Source organism: Lacrimispora sp. 210928-DFI.3.58, assembly GCF_020554865.1.
Lineage (GTDB): Bacteria > Bacillota > Clostridia > Lachnospirales > Lachnospiraceae > Enterocloster.
In genome coordinates this window covers 216,554-234,231 of sequence record NZ_JAJCIC010000002.1, presented here as the reverse complement: position 1 = coordinate 234,231, position 17,678 = coordinate 216,554, and the positions used below count along the sequence as shown (strand labels likewise).

The 17,678-nt window shown below is 51.9% G+C and carries 12 protein-coding genes; 11 read left to right on the top strand and 1 reads right to left on the bottom strand.

Going from position 1 to position 17,678, the window contains the following annotated elements:
• Position 1: 1 nt before the first annotated feature.
• The 11 genes from LIZ87_RS02375 (at position 2) to LIZ87_RS02325 (ending at position 16,537) form a co-directional block, all read left to right on the top strand.
• Positions 2-1,420, top strand: coding sequence for an ADP-ribosylglycohydrolase family protein (locus LIZ87_RS02375; protein ID WP_227145143.1), 1,419 nt, complete (start codon positions 2-4; stop codon positions 1,418-1,420).
• 152 nt (positions 1,421-1,572) lie between these two features.
• Positions 1,573-3,102, top strand: a complete 1,530-nt coding sequence (locus LIZ87_RS02370; RefSeq protein ID WP_178315958.1) for an ABC transporter ATP-binding protein — start codon at positions 1,573-1,575, stop codon at positions 3,100-3,102.
• The gene (locus tag LIZ87_RS02365; protein WP_227145142.1) at positions 3,099-7,004 is read left to right on the top strand and encodes a glycosyltransferase; all 3,906 of its coding nucleotides are present in this window, start codon (positions 3,099-3,101) and stop codon (positions 7,002-7,004) included. Before LIZ87_RS02370 ends, LIZ87_RS02365 begins: the two co-directional genes overlap by 4 nt.
• Positions 7,001-7,786 (top strand): glycosyltransferase, encoded by a 786-nt coding sequence (locus tag LIZ87_RS02360; protein ID WP_227145140.1) that lies wholly within the window; start codon positions 7,001-7,003, stop codon positions 7,784-7,786. The genes LIZ87_RS02365 and LIZ87_RS02360 overlap by 4 nt, the downstream gene beginning before the upstream one ends.
• Positions 7,787-7,862: 76 nt before the next feature.
• Entirely contained in the window at positions 7,863-9,725 is a 1,863-nt protein-coding gene (locus LIZ87_RS02355) for a hypothetical protein (RefSeq protein WP_178313770.1), read from the top strand.
• 125 nt (positions 9,726-9,850) lie between these two features.
• The gene (locus LIZ87_RS02350; protein WP_178313767.1) at positions 9,851-11,290 is read left to right on the top strand and encodes a hypothetical protein; all 1,440 of its coding nucleotides are present in this window, start codon (positions 9,851-9,853) and stop codon (positions 11,288-11,290) included.
• Between the two features lie 7 nt (positions 11,291-11,297).
• Positions 11,298-12,074, top strand: coding sequence for a glucose-1-phosphate cytidylyltransferase (gene rfbF / locus LIZ87_RS02345; protein WP_178313765.1), 777 nt, complete (start codon positions 11,298-11,300; stop codon positions 12,072-12,074).
• Positions 12,075-12,137: 63 nt separating this feature from the next.
• Positions 12,138-13,196: a CDP-glucose 4,6-dehydratase gene (gene rfbG / locus LIZ87_RS02340; RefSeq protein ID WP_227145138.1), complete on the top strand. Its 1,059-nt coding sequence runs from the start codon at positions 12,138-12,140 to the stop codon at positions 13,194-13,196.
• 97 nt (positions 13,197-13,293) lie between these two features.
• Positions 13,294-14,649 carry a lipopolysaccharide biosynthesis protein RfbH gene (gene rfbH / locus LIZ87_RS02335; RefSeq protein WP_227145136.1) on the top strand — a complete coding sequence of 452 codons (1,356 nt, stop codon included), beginning with the start codon at positions 13,294-13,296 and terminating at the stop codon, positions 14,647-14,649.
• Positions 14,650-14,732: 83 nt separating this feature from the next.
• Positions 14,733-15,578, top strand: a complete 846-nt coding sequence (locus LIZ87_RS02330) for a LicD family protein (protein ID WP_227145134.1) — start codon at positions 14,733-14,735, stop codon at positions 15,576-15,578.
• 29 nt (positions 15,579-15,607) lie between these two features.
• The gene (locus LIZ87_RS02325) at positions 15,608-16,537 is read left to right on the top strand and encodes a glycosyltransferase family 2 protein (protein WP_227145133.1); all 930 of its coding nucleotides are present in this window, start codon (positions 15,608-15,610) and stop codon (positions 16,535-16,537) included.
• Positions 16,538-16,651: 114 nt separating this feature from the next.
• Here LIZ87_RS02325 and LIZ87_RS02320 read toward each other — a convergent pair whose 3' ends face one another.
• Positions 16,652-17,548 carry a LysR family transcriptional regulator gene (locus LIZ87_RS02320; RefSeq protein WP_178317129.1) on the bottom strand — a complete coding sequence of 299 codons (897 nt, stop codon included), beginning with the start codon at positions 17,546-17,548 and terminating at the stop codon, positions 16,652-16,654.
• Positions 17,549-17,678: the final 130 nt, after the last annotated feature.

Genomic DNA, 17,678 nt, shown 5'->3' with positions numbered 1-17,678 from the left:
TATGACGGAAAATAAGAAAAAAGCATGGGAGTACGACCATGCATGGATCACGGGAGCGGTGCCTCCGGAAGTATCGGACGATAATGAGGAAGACTGGATGACCTATGCAAAGAACGGAAACCGGTCGGATGAGCAGCTGTTTACTGACTGGTACAGCGAGGTTCCGGGCTCTAAAGCTCCCTGCCATCTGGTGGTGGCGGCTATCCAGAGCATGTACAATAAGGGATACGAGGTATCGGAAGCTGAGAAATATATTGAAGAAGGGCTTTCAGCCCTGGCAGACAGGGATGGAGGAAGGATCCAGCGGGTAACGGCCAGGATCTACAGCTGTTTGAACCAGGCTCCGAAGGCAGAGGAGGCGGCTTACTGGAAGTATCCGATATACCGCACCTTTGCAGATGTGAAGGCCAGGACCGATTTTGGCGTACCGGCCCCTTATGACGTGATGTCAGAGGATTTCGAAAAAAAGATCCTTGCAGGATGGATGGGGCAGCTGATCGGCGGCTGCCTGGGTACTCAGATCGAGGGGTATACCACAGACAATATCCGCAGGCGGTTCGGAGAGGTCAGGGATTATTTAAGAAGGCCGGAGACCTACAATGACGATATCACCTATGAACTGGCCTATCTGGTGGGCTTTGAGGAAAAGGGATATGATATCACCTCCCAGGATGTGGCAATGCAGTGGCTGGATATGATCTCTGACGGTTACTCGGCGGAGAAGATCGCCCTTGAGAATCTGAGGCATGGTATCATGCCCCCGGAGAGCGGGCAGCAGCACAATTATTTCTCTGACTGGATCGGAGCCCAGATGCGCACGCCCATCCACGGGATGCTGGCGCCCGGAAACCCGGAGCTGGCCGCGCGCCTGGCAGCAGATGACAGCGTGGTATCTCATTCCAACAATGGAATGCTGGGAGGGATCTTCAATGCCCTTCTCACCTCCTTAAGCTTTACGGAGAACGATATCCGAAGGGTGGTGGAAAAGGCTGTCCGGATGATCCCTCATGACAGCGAGTATTATACGGTAGTAAGCTTTGCACTGGATGCCTGCAGAAGGTTTGATACCTGGGAGGAGGCATGGAGCCTCTGTGAGAGGCAGTATCAGGAATATAACTGGATCCACGCTTACCCAAATGCGGCGGCAGAGGTGATCGCGCTGTGGTACGGCAACATGGATTTTGAAGAGACCTGCCACATCATCGCAATGGAAGGACAGGATGTGGACTGCACGGCAGCTCCCATTTTAAACGCATTGGCGATCATGATCGGGCTGGATGCCATTGATGCCAGATGGATCACTCCCATTGGGGATACCATCTATACAATGATGCGCAAGATGCAGAAGGTAACGATCAAGGAGCTGTGCAGCCGCACCTGTAAGGCGGTGCGCAGGGCAGTGGAAAAAGAGGAATTTTAGAGAGAAAGGAAGGAAAGATCAAAGCCTGCGGCGCTGCCGCAGGCTTTTTAGGCCCGCTGACTGGAAAAATTCTGATTGAGGTATAAAAATTTGACATTATATGCTATACTTATGCGTAAAGTGGAAAAGTATGCACAAAGATGGAGAAGATCATGTCAGTAAAGGAAACAGGGACCGGGTACGCCATATCCGTACAGGATGTGACAAAGGTCTATCGATTATATGAAAAGCCCATTGACCGTTTGAAGGAATCGGTGAGCATTTCCCATAAGAATTACCACAGGGATTTTTATGCACTGAACGGGCTTTCTTTTTCTGTGAAAAAGGGTGAGACCGTGGGCATCATCGGAACAAACGGCTCCGGCAAGTCCACCATCCTCAAGATCATAACGGGAGTGCTGACTCCTACATCGGGAAACGTAGAGGTGAACGGCAAGATATCGGCGCTTCTGGAGCTGGGGGCCGGCTTCAACATGGATTACACGGGCATTGAAAATATCTATATGAACGGAACCATGATGGGCTACACGAAAAAGGAGATGGACGCAAAGCTGCAGGACATCCTGGATTTTGCGGAGATCGGAGATTTTGTGTACCAGCCGGTAAAGACCTATTCCAGCGGTATGTTCGTGCGCCTGGCCTTTGCCCTGGCGATCAATGTGGACCCGGAGATCCTCATTGTGGACGAGGCTCTTTCGGTAGGGGATGTATTTTTCCAGTCCAAATGCTACCGCAGGATGGAGGAGATACGAAAGAGCGGGACCACGATCCTGATGGTGACTCACGATATGGGAAGCATCATCAAATATTGTGACCGTGTAGTTCTGCTGAACAAAGGGGAATTCATCGCTGAGGGGGCTCCTGGACGGGTGGTGGATATGTATAAGAAGATCCTGGCCGGGAAGCTGGACGCTTTGATGAAGGAACTGGAGGCAGAACGGAGACGGAAGAAGAACGCTGCCCTTGATGGAGAGGCCAAAGACGGGAATAGAGCCGGAAGTGGGAACAGAGCATGGGGCGGCGGCGCAGATCAGGCTGACAGCAGTGTAAATAGGGCGATAGGCAGCGCATGCAGGGACGGACAGGCCGGAAGCTCCGAAACCGCAGTACAGGAAGGGAATACTGCTGTGGAAATGTCGGATTTTTCCGGCGGGATGGATCTGGAGGGCGCTTCGGGCAAGGACTCAGGCAGCTCTCTTATGAAGTCCAACATGACGATCAACCCTGACCGCACGGAATACGGCGATGGCCGGGCGGAAATCTATGATCTGGGGCTGTTGGATGCGCGGGGCAATGTCACCAATCTCCTGTTAAAGGGAGAGCTGTTTACCATAAAGGAATGCATCCGCTTCCATGCAGATATCCAGGCCCCCATTTTCACCTATACCATCAAGGACAAAAAGGGCACAGAGCTTACAGGAACCAATACGCTCTACGAAGGCGCTGACATCCGTCCGGTGAAAAAGGGAGATGAATATGTGGTGGAGTTCACCCAGAAGATGAACCTCCAGGGCGGCGAATACCTTTTGAGTATGAGCTGTACCGGTTTTGAGATGGGGGAGCATGTGGTGTACCACCGTTTATATGATGTTACCAGCATTACTGTGATCTCCAATAAAAACACAGTAGGCGTATACGATATGGAATCGCAGGTAAAGGCGGAAAAGAGGAAGGCAGAATGAAGGATATAAGCTATGAGATATTAGATTTATTCAAGGCTCATGGAAGCTCAAAGGAAGCCATCAGGACGATCCTGGAAAATGACAACAGGCCGGAAGTCCTCTATGCCCTTTCAGAGTCACGTGAGAATCTGGTGGACTGGCTGGAGCTCTCCGGCGGGGAGAACGTGCTCATCATCGGCGCGGACTATGGGGCCCTTACGGGCTTCTTTGCAGAGCACTGCGGGAAGATCTGGGCAGCAGACAGCCGTGATGAGGATCTGGCTGTGGTGAAGGCGCGCCTTCAGGATAAAGATAATGTGTATTATGTAAATCATGTGGATGAAAATGGTTTTCCGGAGGAAGCCGCAGCTTTATATGATCTGATCGTCATCTGCGGTCCCCGAAAGGGCATTTCTCTGGAGAAGTTCGCTCAAATGGCTGCTGACCGCCTCACAGAGGAGGGAATGCTGATAGCTGCATGCGAGAACCGTCTGGGGCTTACCTTCCTTTCCGGAGCAGAGCACGACAGGGAGGAGGAGAGCGTTACAAAGGGCCGGATCGAAGGGGCCTTGCGCCAGGCAGGCCTGGAAAGCTTCCGGTTCTACTATGCCATGCCGGACTACAAGCTGCCGTCCTCCCTGTACTCTGACCGCTATCTTCCCGGCAAGGGCGACTTGTCGGCTTTTGCTGCCTACAGTGCTCCCCGGTACTCCTGCATGAAGGAGGAGGAGGTCTACGACAGCCTTGTGGAGGAAGGAGATTTTGGCCGCTTTGCAGGGGGCTTTCTGGTGCTGGCATCAAAGAAGGCCATAGCCCAGAGGACCGTATTTGTGAAATACAATAAGACCAGAAAAGAGCAGTTCCGGATACGCACTGCCATTCTGGAAGAAAATGGAAAAAAACAGGTGGAAAAGGCAGCCCTGACAGAGGCAGCCAAAGCCCACATTGCCTCCTTTGGACCAAAATACAGCCTGCTAAGATCCATAAGCCCTGACATCCATATGCTGGAGCCTGCCGTTTCCCGGGATAAGACAAAGGTATATTTCCCCTTTGTAAAAGGCATTACCCTGGCAGAAAAGCTGGGCCAGGCTTTGGGTGACAGGACAGACAAGGCTTCTTTTGCGGCTGCTGTCCGTTCTGCCTTAGGCCGGATATTTGACAACATGGAAAAAATGGAGGAGGCCTTTCAGGCAACACCGGAGTTTACCGAAGTCTTTGGGGAGATCCCTTCCATCACAGATGACTCCTATAGAGTCAGCAACATTGACAGCCTGTTCGAGAACATGATGGAGACGGAGGACGGCCTGTACTGCCTGGATTATGAGTGGGTATTTGACTTCCCTGTGCCCTGCGGTTTTGTGAAGTACCGCAGTCTGGCATATTTCTACTATAAGAACAGGGAGCGCCTGGACTATCCTTCTGAGGAGGAATTTTTACAGGAATTTGGCATTCACCGGGAACTGGCGGCAGTCTACAAGAGCATGGAGAGCTCTTTCCAGTCCTGGGTACACGGGGATGACAGCCAGGGCTATCTGGCCAACTATGTCCAGAAGACCACCACGTTAGAAGAGTTAAAGGGCCGTGATGAGGAGCTTGCCCGCGCAAAAGACAGGATCATCCAGCTCCAGGCCGAGGTGGAGGAAAAGAATCTCCAGATACGGAAAGAGCAGGAGGTCCAGCGCCTGACCAACAACCATGTGGCGAACCTGGAGGTCATGATCAAGGACCTGCGCCATGAGATCGATGAGCTGGGCAAGCTGGCAACCTACTTAAACGGTCACGAGGCCCTTGTATTTAAGGCACGCCGCAAGCTGGGAGTGCAGGCGAACAAGGTATTCCCCAAGGGCACCAGAAAGCGCAAGATGTTAAACTACGGCATCAACACCATAAAGCATCCCATCACCTACGGAAAGCTGTACGCCACAGAGGAGGGACGCAACAAGATCCAGGGAGATTTTCAGATCGGCGAGGACTACTTAAAATATGGGAAGCTGGTATTTCCGAAGGCAGCAAAGCCCATGGTCTCCATCGTTATTCCCTGCTATAACCAGATCGGCTATACCTATGCCTGCCTCCAGTCCATTCTGGAATTTACCACGGACGTGACCTATGAGGTCATCATAGCAGATGACGTATCCACCGATGCAACGGCAGAGCTTGACAAATACACCGAGGGCCTTGTGATCCGCCGCAACAAGACGAACCAGGGCTTCCTTTTAAACTGCAATCAGGCGGCAGAGGCAGCCAGGGGAAAATATATCCTGTTCCTCAACAATGACACCAAGGTGACAAAAGGCTGGCTCTCCTCCCTGGTGGAGCTGATCGAATCAGACCCGACCATCGGTATGGTGGGTTCAAAGCTGGTTTATCCTGACGGGCGTCTTCAGGAGGCAGGAGGTATTATCTGGAGCGATGGCTCCGGCTGGAACTATGGCCGTATGGATGACCCGGACAAGTCAGAGTACAACTATGTAAAGGATGTGGACTATATATCGGGGGCATCCATCATGCTCTCCGCTGCCCTGTGGAAGCAGATCGGCGGCTTTGACAAGCGCTATGCCCCTGCCTACTGTGAGGACGCAGATCTGGCCTTTGAGGTGAGAAAGGCAGGCTACCGGGTAGTTTACCAGCCCCGCTCAAAGGTCATCCATTTCGAGGGAGTGTCCAACGGCACAGACGTGGGCGGCACGGGGCTCAAGCGCTACCAGGTGGAGAATTTTAAGAAGCTGAAGGAAAAATGGGCAGAGGAATTTAAGAACCAGTATGTCAATGACGGCAACCCCAACCCCTTCAGGGCAAGGGAGCGCAGCCGGGGCAAGAAGATCATTTTGGTGGTGGATCACTATGTTCCTACTTTTGACAAGGACGCGGGCTCCAAAGCCACCTTCCTGTACTTGAAAATGTTCCTGAAAAAGGGCTATGTGGTAAAATTCCTGGGAGACAACTTCCAGCACGAGGAGCCCTACACCTCCACCCTGCAGCAGCTGGGCATCGAGGTGCTCTACGGCGATGCCTACGCCACAGGAATATGGGACTGGCTTAAGAAAAACGGCGATGAGATCTCCTTCGCCTACTTAAACCGCCCTCATATTGCGACAAAATATGTGGACTTTATCAAAGATTATACGAAGATAAAGGTCATCTATTTCGGCCATGACCTCCATTTCCTGCGCTTAAGCCGCGAGTACGAGCTTTCCGGCGATATTGAGATCAAGAGGGAAGCGGACTACTGGAAGTCTATGGAGCTGACCATGATGTACAAGGCAGACATCTCTTATTTCCCATCCTATGTGGAGATTGATGTCATCCATTCCATCGACGCCAGCATCCGGGCAAAGGCCATCTCCCTCTATGTATACGATACCTTCTTGAGCAGTATCCAGGAGGACTTTGCAAAGAGGGAAAATATCATGTTTGTGGGCGGCTTTGCCCATCCGCCGAATGCAGACGGCGTACTGTGGTTTGCAAGGGAGGTCTTCCCGAAGATCAGGGAGCGTTTCCCGCAGGTGCTGTTTTATATTGCAGGCTCTAAGATGACAGATGAGATCAAAGCCCTGGCACAGCCGGAGAGCGGCATCGTCATCAAGGGCTTTGTCAGCGACGAGGAGCTGGCTAAGATGTACGCCGAATGCAAGGTGGCTGTCGTTCCCCTGCGCTACGGTGCAGGCGTCAAGGGGAAAGTGCTGGAGGCTCTTTACAATGGCATCCCCCTTGTAACCACCACCATAGGCGCAGAGGGCATCCCCTTTGTGGGAAATGCCCTGGAGATTTCAGACGACCCGGAGGGCTTTGCAGAGAAGGTGATCGGCCTCTATGGTGACAATGAGCGCTGTAAGCAGCTGTCCCGCAAGACTCAGGAATATATCCGGCGGCATTTCAGCTTAGACGGCGCATGGAAGATCATAGAAGAGGATTTCACATGACATACGAACATGTTTTTGCAATACCGGCCTACAAGGACTCGCCCTACCTGGAGCGGTGCATCCGCTCCCTAAAGGCCCAGTCTGTGCCCACCCACATCATTCTATGTACCTCCACACCCAGCCCCTTTTTAGAGGATATGGCAAAGAAGTACGGGCTCCCCTATCATGTGCGTGAGGGGGAGAGCAGCATCAGGGAGGACTGGAATTTTGCCTATTCCAAGGCGGACGGGCGGTTTGTGACCATCGCCCATCAGGATGACATATACCACAAGGACTATGTCTTAAACCTATTAAAGGCCGGGAAACGATACCGGGACATGACGGTATTTACCACAGATTATGTGATCGTAAAGGGAGAGAAGCTCATCACAGGGGACAAGATGCTGTGGGTAAAGAGGCTTCTGCGCCTGCCGCTGCGTTTTCCCGGACTTTGTGACAGGACATGGGTGAAAATGGCGCCCCTCATCCTGGGCAATCCTATCTGCTGCCCTGCGACCACGTATAATAAGGCGCTTTTGGGAGCGCCGTTGGTGGATTCTCCCTACCGCTTTGCGCTGGACTGGGACAATATGGTGCGTCTGGCCCGCGAGGAGGGAAGATTCATCTGCTGTGAACGCCCTCTTTTGTACTACCGCGTCCACGATGGAGCTGCCACAAAGGCGTGTATGGAGGACAACAGCCGTGCCAGGGAGGAGAGGGAGATGTTCTCCCGGTTCTGGCCAGAGCCGGTGGTACGGCTTTTGATGAAGGGATATCAGTCAGCCTATGATGAGTACCAGTAGGCAGAGAAAAGCCGCCAGTGACGGGTTTTCTGGTTGGTACAGGGGGGAAACACTACAAAAGGAGGCGGCGTTTTCAGTGGAAGCAATGCAGAAAGCAAGAAACGTGATCGGTTTTTCAAGAATGGAAAAGAAATATGAGTGGAAGGACCATGTGATCTTCATGGGTATCCTGCTGGGCCTTGCGGTGTGGGTAAACAGAAATGTGGAGATCAAGGGACTTTACATGGACGACCTGTATCTGTGGTCCTGCTATGGGGAACAGGGATTCTTTGAATATGTGTTTCCTGTGGGCAGCACCAGGTTCCGCTTCATTTATTATCTGGCTGCCTGGCTGGAGATGGCGGTTATAGGCCGCCATGTGAACTGGTTTGTGCCCTTTAACATTCTGTTTAACACGGCAGTGGCCTGGTCCGTTTATCTCATGGGAAGAAGGCTGTCACGCTCAAAGGCAGTGGGTTTCCTTTGCGGGACCATGTACCTGTCCACCAGGATGGCCTATTACCAGATCGGACAGGTGCTGGGGCTGATGGAGACAATGGCTCTGTGGCTGTCTATCGGCATCCTGTGGCAGCTTTATGTTTACTTAAATGAGGCGGGAAAGGAGAAGCGCTTTTATCTGTGCAGCTTTCTGTACTTTATTGTCTGCTTTGTCCATGAGCGGTATATGGTGCTGTTCCCGCTGCTGCTTCTTGTCCTCCTGGTAAAGAAGAGCAGGAATGTGCTTGAATGGGGATCAGCCGCTGTGTCATTCCTGCTCATGCAGCTTATCCGCTTTTTTGCTATCGGAACTGTGCTTCCTGCGGGAACAGGAAGGACAAAGGTGGCGGAGACCTTTCATATTTCAGAGGCCCTGGGGTATGCCCTGGACCAGGTCTGCTACGTGTTTGGGATCAATGCGGGGCCGGAGCATTTAAACGGCTGTCCCTGGGGGGTAACGCCCTTTTATGTGAAGGTCCTTGTGGCGCTGGCGGATATGGCTGTCCTGGTGCTGACGGCAGGCTTTGTGTGGAAGCTCATAAGGGAACAGCGGAAGGAACGAAGATGGCAGATGCTGCAGAACGGAGGACTCTTCGTCTGCTTTATCGGAGCCTGCATTGCCTCCTCCAGCGTTACCATCCGTGTGGAGATGCGCTGGATCTACGCCACCTACACAGCGGCCCTGCTGTTCATGGCCTACATGTATGGGGAGCTGACGGAAGGCGTTGCCCCGGAGTTTTATCTGAAACGGCTGTGGCCCTGGGGGATCGTGGTGGTCTGCTATGTGCTTTTCATGTTCCCGGCAGAACTGTTCTACAGAAGCTGCTTTCCATCTCTGTATCTGTGGCCGGAGCAGACGAGGTACAATTCCCTGGCAGAGGAGACCTATGAAAAGTATGGGGATGAGATGGCCGGGAAGACGGTCTATATCATTGGAAATACTTATAAGGTAAGCGATTTCACGGCCCGCACCTTCTTTAAGGTATTCCAGAAGGACAGGATGGCGGAGCTCACCACGGTGAAATTCATTGACAGCATCCAGGAAATGGGGCTGGTGGACAATAACACCCTGGTGTTAAAGGAGGAGCCGAAGTACAATAAATATGTGGATATCACCGAGACTGTGAGGAGCATCAAGGTCCATGTGGAGAGCGGATATTATGAGGACTCCTGGATGGACGAGCACGGAGAACTCACGGTGATGTCAGGGGAAAAGGGCATGATCGACCTGGAGTTTATGTTCCCCGGAATCCTGGAGGGAGGGGAGACCATCACCATCACAAAGGATGATGGGACTCCTGAGAGGATCCCCCTCCAGGCCAGCGTTGTCCATCACCAGATCCAGGCAGAGCCCTGGCAGCTGGTGGATCTGAAATTTGACTATAATTTCTACATGCAGGGCACAGATGACCAGAGGAGCGAGTACCGTCTGGCCACCTTAGTCCATATCAATGTAGAGTAAACCTGCATGCGCCCGGCTGGCCAGCGCGCCGCCGCACCGCGAAAGTCTGGCGGGCGCACTTGGTATACCTGAATACATGCCGCCTGCCGGCGGCGGGACTTTTATAGTAGGAGGAAAGGCAGTCCATGAATCGAGAAACCTGCAGAAACATCCTTCTCTGGATACTGCCCATTGCAGGAGTGGCCTTCGGCCTCTGGTATTTGGGCCAGGCAACCTGCGATGTGATATATTCGGACTATATCCGGCTGGTGGACAGCTATCTGCCGGACATTTATAATCCCAAAAAATTCTTTGTGCCCGATGTGCTTACCAGGATACCGGTCAATTATCTGGGGCGTATCATCAATGTGGAGCTTTTCGGCTTTTCCGTCACCTTTGACCGGGTGCTGGGAGTGGTATTTCTGGGGCTGGAGGGCCTGGTGCTTGGCATCTACTTCCGGGACAGGGACATAAACTGCTTCTGGTTTGCCGTTCTTATGCTCATGATGTTCAGCCTGAACAAATGGGAGATGCTGGTAAATGGAAGCGGCTGGTGTCATTTCCTGGCCTTTGCAGGTTTTTACTATCACGAGATCGTCCTTGACCGGGTATGGAGCGGCCGGGAGAAAGCACATGACAGGATCAGGCTGGTGCTTCTTCCGTGGCTCATCATCCTGGGCACGGCGGGGCCCTACTGTGCCAGCTATGCAGTGGTGCTGATCCTTTCCTACGGATATTGTATGGTGAGGGAGTTCTTTGACGGGAGGCTTCGGGAAAGGGCAGGCCATGGAAGGCGGCAGCCCTATATCATTTACATTGCCTGTACCCTGGTTCCCCTTCTTCTCTATATGCTCAGCAACACCTATGTGGTTGAAGAGTATGCCGGGGATACGGGAAGGCCGCTCCTTACGATCCTTTTGGACAATCCCACATTTCCCATACGCTTTCTGCTGAAGTCCTTTGCAGGGATCTTCATCGGCGGGGAGGAATTAAAGACACTTATGGAGGCAGGGAGCCTCAGCAATAAGGGCTGCTATTTCCTGGGAATGTTCGTGATCGCAGGCTATCTTCTGGCCTTGTGGGTCAACATCCGGTTTGGCCTCTATGAGAAGACCATCCTTCCGGTGATGCTGATCGCGGGCGGCGGATTCAACCATCTGCTGGTGTTCATGGCACGCTACATTTTTGAGAAGGAGTCCTATGCACTCAATTCTTCACGGTACACCCTGCAGTTTCAGGTGGGCATCTTCGGTATCATCCTGACCTGTGCCCTGGTGATGCAGCTGCGTGGAGTAAGGGCCAGGATATATCAGGTCCTCACGGCCTTGTTTTGTATTGCAATCCTCTGGGGAAATGGGTATACTACGTATCATGAGATCAACAAGGCCCATTACCGGAAGGAATTTTATGAGCTTCGGGCAGAGAGGGCCCTTGAGATCCCTTATCTGAATGATGAGGAATTTGCCGCCCAGGCGGAGGAACTGGCGGATTATTATGAATACTGGAATGGGACAGAACGGCTCAGGAAGGCATTTATCACCATAGAAGAAAACCACTGGAATGTATTCCGGGAGGAACGGAGGTAAATTTGAAATGAAGGTAGTCATTTTAGCAGGAGGCCTGGGCACCAGGATCAGCGAGGAGAGCCATTTAAAGCCAAAGCCAATGATCGAGATCGGGGGAAAGCCCATTTTGTGGCATATCATGAAATATTATTCGGAGTTCGGTTTCCACGATTTCGTCATCTGCCTGGGATATAAGCAGTATGTGGTAAAGGAGTTCTTTGCAGATTATTTCCTTCACACCTCAGACGTGACCTTTGATCTGGCGAACAACAAGATGGAGGTCCACAACAATTATTCCGAGCCCTGGAAGGTGACTCTGGTGGATACGGGACTGAATACCATGACAGGAGGAAGGGTAAGGCGTATCCGCCCTTATGTGGGGGAGGAGCCTTTTATGCTCACCTATGGGGATGGCGTGTCCACCGTGGATCTGAATGCCCTTCTGGCCTTTCACAAGTCCCATGGAAGGATCGCTACCATCACCACCGTAAGCCTGGCCCAGACAAAGGGAGTGCTGGACATTGACGAAAATGACACCGTGCTCTCCTTCCGTGAAAAAGACGACAGCGATAAGGCCCTGATCAACGGAGGCTTTATGATCATGAATCCGGGGATCTTTGATTATCTGGAGGGAGATACCACGGTCTTTGAGCAGAAGCCCATGCAGCAGCTGGCAGCAGAGGGACAGTTAAAATCCTTCTACCATGACGGCTTCTGGCAGTGCATGGATACCCAGCGGGAGATGAAGAAGTTAGAGGAGCTGTGGCAGTCCGGGAAGGCTCCGTGGAAGATCTGGAAGGATTAAAGCAGAGAACGGACAGAGGATGCCGGAACCGGAGAGAAATCTGGAGAAAGAAGGACATAACCAATGAACATGGATGAATTGACAGCATTTTACAGAGGAAAACGGGTCCTGGTGACAGGCCATACAGGCTTTAAGGGCTCCTGGCTCTGCCGCATCCTGACTCTTGCGGGCGCAGAGGTTACAGGCTATTCTCTGATACCGCCTACAGATCCCAGCCTCTTTGCCATTGCGGGGCTGGAGGATACGATGGACAGCGTGATCGGGGATGTGCGGGACCTTGCCCATTTAAAGGCGGTCTTTGACAGGGTGAAGCCGGAGATCGTGTTCCACCTGGCGGCCCAGCCCATTGTGCGGGATTCCTACAAGGATCCTGTATATACTTATGAGACCAATGTGATGGGAACCGTGCACCTGCTGGAGTGTGTGCGCCTGACAGACAGCGTCCGCTCTGTCCTCAATGTCACCACAGATAAGGTGTATGAGAACAGGGAGTGGGAGTACGGCTATCGGGAATGCGATCCCTTAGACGGCCATGATCCCTACTCCAACAGCAAGTCCTGCTCTGAGCTTGTGACACACAGCTATATCAAATCCTTTTTCCAGGACAGTCCCTGCGCCGTTTCCACCTCCAGAGCGGGAAATGTCATCGGCGGCGGAGATTTTGCCAACGACAGGATCGTGCCGGACTGTGTAAGAGCAGCCGCAGGCGGGAAGGATATTTTTGTGAGAAATCCCCATTCCACCAGACCCTACCAGCTGGTGCTGGAGCCCCTGGCTGTGTATCTGCTCATTGCTATGAGACAGTTCGGGGACAGGAAATATCAGGGATATTATAATGTAGGACCGGATGACAAGGACTGCGTTACCACAGGGACCCTTGTGGATATGTTCTGCAAGGCCTGGGGCGAAGGCCTTTCCTGGACCTGCCGCTATGACGGCGGCCCTCATGAGGCCAGCTTTTTAAAGCTTGACTGCTCAAAGATTAAGCATGTGTTTGGCTGGCATCCCAGATATGGGGTGGAGGAAGCCATTGCAAAGACCGTGGAGTGGTCCAGAGCCTATCTGGAGGGACAGGATATGCTGGAGGTCATGGACAGGCAGATAAGGGAGTTTTTTCTGTAAAAAAACGTAACTATTCAGAACGGCGGGAAATCAGACGCCCGTTCTGAACAGTTACATAAAAATATATTGTTTATGAAAGATCTAAAGGAGACAGAACATGTTTGAGCATAAGACAGAAGCAGAAGCAAGAAAACAGATCCTGGACATGGTGGCGGAATACTGCGATACCTACCACAACCAGAAAAAGGAGTTTTGCGAGGGAGACAGGATACCTTACGCCTCCAGAGTCTATGATCACGAGGAGATGGTGAACCTGGTGGACAGCTCTCTGGAATTCTGGCTGACGTCGGGAAGATATACGGAGCGCTTTGAGAAAAAGCTGGCAGAGTATCTGGGGATCCGGTTCTGCTCCCTTGTGAACTCCGGCTCCTCCGCTAACCTGCTGGCATTTATGGCCTTGACCTCACCGCTTTTGGGAGAGCGCCGTGTGAAGAGAGGGGACGAGGTCATCACCGTGGCCTGCGGCTTCCCTACTACCGTTGCCCCGATGCTCCAGTACGGCGCTGTGCCTGTTTTTGTGGACGTCACCATACCCCAGTACAACATTGACATTACGATGCTGGAGGCAGCTCTGTCGGAAAAAACAAAGGCCGTGATGATCGCCCACACCTTAGGCAATCCGTTTGATTTAAGGGCAGTGAAGGGCTTCTGTGAGGCCCATGGCCTGTGGCTGGTGGAGGATAACTGTGATGCCCTGGGAACACAGTATACCATGGAGGAGGACGGGAAAGAAGTGACCCGCTTCACCGGAACCATCGGCGATATCGGCACCTCCAGCTTTTACCCGCCTCATCACATGACAATGGGAGAGGGAGGCGCTGTCTATACCGATGATCCCCTTCTCAATAAAATTGTCCGTTCTTTCCGTGACTGGGGCCGTGACTGCGTATGTCCCTCCGGCCACGACAATCTCTGCGGACACCGCTTTGACAGGCAGTACGGGGAGCTTCCTGTGGGCTACGACCACAAGTATGTGTACTCCCATCTGGGATACAACCTGAAGGCAACAGACATGCAGGCAGCCATCGGCTGTGCCCAGCTTGACAAGTTCCCCTCCTTTGTGGAGCACCGCCGCCATAACTTTGACCGTTTAATGGCAGGGCTTCATGGAACAGAGGATAAGCTCATTCTGCCGGAGGCCTGCCCCTATGCAAGGCCCAGCTGGTTTGGCTTCCTTATCACCTGTAAGGAGGGAGTGGACCGCAACCAGGTGGTGCAGTATATTGAGAAGAAGGGCGTTCAGACCAGGATGCTCTTTGCGGGCAATCTGACAAAGCATCCCTGCTTTGACGAGATGAGGGCTTCGGGTCAGGGGTATCGTGTTGTGGGAGGTCTGGAGCAGACAGACAGGATCATGAAGGACACCTTCTGGGTAGGAGTCTATCCGGGTATGACGGATGAGAAGATCGATTATATGGCAAGGGTCATCAAAGAGGCCATTGCATTGTGCTGACAGACAGGGAAATCTGGAAGGATAGGAGGTGCAGCTGGCTCTGTCCCCTGGGCAGGCAGGCTGTGAAAAAGGAGAGCGATCGTATGGCAGTATCGTATGACATGACAAGGGTTCACCAGGCAAACCTAAGTATTTTAAAGGAAATTGACCGCATTTGCCGCAAGTATAAGATACGGTATGGATTGGATGCAGGCACTCTGCTGGGAGCTGTGCGCCATAAGGGCTTTATTCCCTGGGATGATGACGCGGATGTGGTATTTACAAGAAAGCAGTATGAAGCGTTTAAGAAGGTGGCAAAGAGGGAGCTGCCGGATTCCATGGAGTTTCTGGAGCCGGACTGCTACCGGAAGGGCAGGGCTTTCTTTGACTTTACCCCCAGGATCATTTACAAGAACAGCAAATGCCACGAGGACAATGCCCACATGCAGTTTTATGAGGGAAAGCTGAACCACCTGTGGGTGGATCTGTTTATCCTGGATAAGCTTCCGGCGGGAAAGGGCAGCGCGGAGTTCACAAAGTTCCTTCACAAGGCGATCTACGGTCTTGCGATGGGACATAGGGATTGTCTGGATTTTGGGAAATACAGTTTGGTTCACAAGATCTTTGTGGGCGGTCTGGCGGGAGCTGGACGGCTGATCCCCATGAAGGCTATTTTTGCCATGCAGAGGGCCTTGGCCTTGAAGGACCGGCACAGCAGGGGGACGAAGTGGTATTACAGTAATTATCAGCCGGATTACCTTTATGTCACATTGGATAAGGAATGGTGCGAAGAGGTGGAGGATGCGGAGTTCGAGGATACAAAGCTTATGATCCCAAAGGGCTGGCATCAGATATTGACAGAGGTTTATGGAGATTATAGGAAGCTTCCGCCTGAGGAGGAGCGGGTTCCTGCCCACTCCAGCCTGGAGATCGAGATCTGGGACGTATAGTCGGGGAAGAAAGGAACGGATTCGTACAGATGGACAAGATGGTTTCCGTTGTGGTATCGGTCTACAACGAGGAAAAGGCGTTGGAAAAATTTTACAGCGAAACAGTAAGGATACTAAAGGGCATAAGCTGGGACTGGGAGCTGGTGTTTGTAAATGATGGGAGCGCTGACAGGAGCTTGGAGATACTGACCAGGCTTTCCAAAGAAGATAAAAGGGTGAAGGTCATCAGCTTTTCCAGGAATTTCGGCCATGAGGCGGCTATGATCGCTGGTCTGGACTACAGCAGGGGGGATGGGATCATCTGTATGGATGCGGATCTCCAGCATCCTCCGGAATGTATTCCACAGATATTGGAGCGGTTTGAGGCAGGCTATGAGGTAGTGAACATGGTGCGGACAAAGAACCGCACCGCAGGTCTTGTGAAAAATGTCACCTCTGCGGGCTTTTACTGGCTGATCAACCATATTGCCGATGTCCATTTTGAACCAAATGCCTCTGATTTTTTTGCCATCAGCCGTCATGTGGCTCAGGTGTTAAAGGATAGCTATCGGGAGCGGGTGCGCTTCCTGCGGGGCTATGTCCAGAATGTGGGCTTTCGGAAGACAACCATTGAGTATGAGGCCAGGGAGCGGGTGGCAGGAGAGAGCAAGTACAGCATCCGCAAGCTGTTTGTGTTTTCCGTCAACACCATCCTGTGCTTTTCTAATATGCCTCTGAAGCTGGGGATCTTCGCCGGAATCTTTTCCGCTCTCCTGGGAGTGGCTGTGATGATATACACCCTGCTCACCAGGCAGGGAGCTCCCAGCGGCTATGCTACCATTGTGGTGCTGATCTGCTTTATGTTTGCCATGATGTTCATTGTTATCGGGATCATCGGGGAGTATATCGCCATTTTGTTTACGGAGCTGAAGGACAGGCCGATCTATATTGTGGAGAGGACGGAGAATATAGAAAGATAGGATACTGCTTCCGGACAGCTTTTGAATCAAATGCAGAAATAGAATAGAAAAAACCCAGCAGGGGAAGTGCCAAAGGGTACTTCTCCTGCTGGCGTTATAGGCACATTGGATAGCTCAAAGATCTTCCATTTCTTTAAATTGGGAGCACAGTCTGATAAATTCCTCCGCAGCAGGCCCAAGATATTTGTCCTTATGGTAGATAAGGGAAAGGGGGCGTTGAAAGCTCTGTCCTTCTATAGAGAATGGGTGCAGGCGCTGGTCGGCACATTCCTTTTTGATAAGGGACCGGGAAATGAGCGTAATACCGCAGTTGCCTTCTACCGCCAGCTTGACGGCTTCCGTATTGTTGCATACCCAGCTGATACGTATAGGAATATTATGTTTTTCTATAAAGCTGTCAAAAATTTTGCGGGTAGCGCTGGTAGATTCACGCAGTACGTATTCCTGGTCAGCGAGATCACTCAGAGTCACTTGGGAACGTCCGAAAAAGGGATGCTCCCGGCCGCATACGAATACCAGCTCGTCTGAGATCACAGGGCGGACGATCAGATCCGGGTTGGTGATAGAGCCTGCTGTCAGTGCGATGTCCAGTTCATTGGATAAAACCTTTGCCTTGATCTGGGGAGAGCTGAAGACGCAGACCCTCATATCGATCTGCGGCATGATATTACGGAATTGTTTTGCCAGAGTGTACATAATATAGGTGCCGGTGGTCACAGATGCGCCAATGCGCAGATCTGCCCTTTTGGCAGAATGCTTAAAGTAGGAATCCATATCCTCCGTCAAGGTAAGGATTCTCCGGGCATAGATCAGAAGCTCTTCCCCTTTGGGAGTGAGGTGGAGGCGTTTGGAGAGACGTTCAAATAAAAGCACATTATAGTAGCCCTCCAGTTCAGAAATGGCCTGACTTACAGTGGACTGGGACAGAAATAAACGCTCTGCAGCCAGACTCATTTTACCGCATTGTGCCACTTCTGAAAAAATTTGCAAGTGCCGTAATGTTGCAGTCATTGTCCCCTCTCCTTTGCGTGATATTTTCTTCATTATAGCATGATTTAATTCTAAATGGAATTCGGTTTTACCGTTGTTTATCGACGGTATTCATCGTTTTACATTCAAAATTCTGTATGTTATATTCAGT

Bases quoted from the DNA above. Each gene is read 5' to 3' on its own strand.
- LIZ87_RS02375 (WP_227145143.1), top strand. From the start codon at position 2: ATGACGGAAAATAAGAAAAAAGCATGGGAGTACGACCATGCATGGATC.
- LIZ87_RS02370 (WP_178315958.1), top strand. From the start codon at position 1,573: ATGTCAGTAAAGGAAACAGGGACCGGGTACGCCATATCCGTACAGGAT.
- LIZ87_RS02365 (WP_227145142.1), top strand. From the start codon at position 3,099: ATGAAGGATATAAGCTATGAGATATTAGATTTATTCAAGGCTCATGGA.
- LIZ87_RS02360 (WP_227145140.1), top strand. From the start codon at position 7,001: ATGACATACGAACATGTTTTTGCAATACCGGCCTACAAGGACTCGCCC.
- LIZ87_RS02350 (WP_178313767.1), top strand. From the start codon at position 9,851: ATGAATCGAGAAACCTGCAGAAACATCCTTCTCTGGATACTGCCCATT.
- rfbF (WP_178313765.1), top strand. From the start codon at position 11,298: ATGAAGGTAGTCATTTTAGCAGGAGGCCTGGGCACCAGGATCAGCGAG.
- rfbG (WP_227145138.1), top strand. From the start codon at position 12,138: ATGAACATGGATGAATTGACAGCATTTTACAGAGGAAAACGGGTCCTG.
- rfbH (WP_227145136.1), top strand. From the start codon at position 13,294: ATGTTTGAGCATAAGACAGAAGCAGAAGCAAGAAAACAGATCCTGGAC.
- LIZ87_RS02330 (WP_227145134.1), top strand. From the start codon at position 14,733: ATGGCAGTATCGTATGACATGACAAGGGTTCACCAGGCAAACCTAAGT.
- LIZ87_RS02325 (WP_227145133.1), top strand. From the start codon at position 15,608: ATGGACAAGATGGTTTCCGTTGTGGTATCGGTCTACAACGAGGAAAAG.
- LIZ87_RS02320 (WP_178317129.1), bottom strand. From the start codon at position 17,548: ATGACTGCAACATTACGGCACTTGCAAATTTTTTCAGAAGTGGCACAA.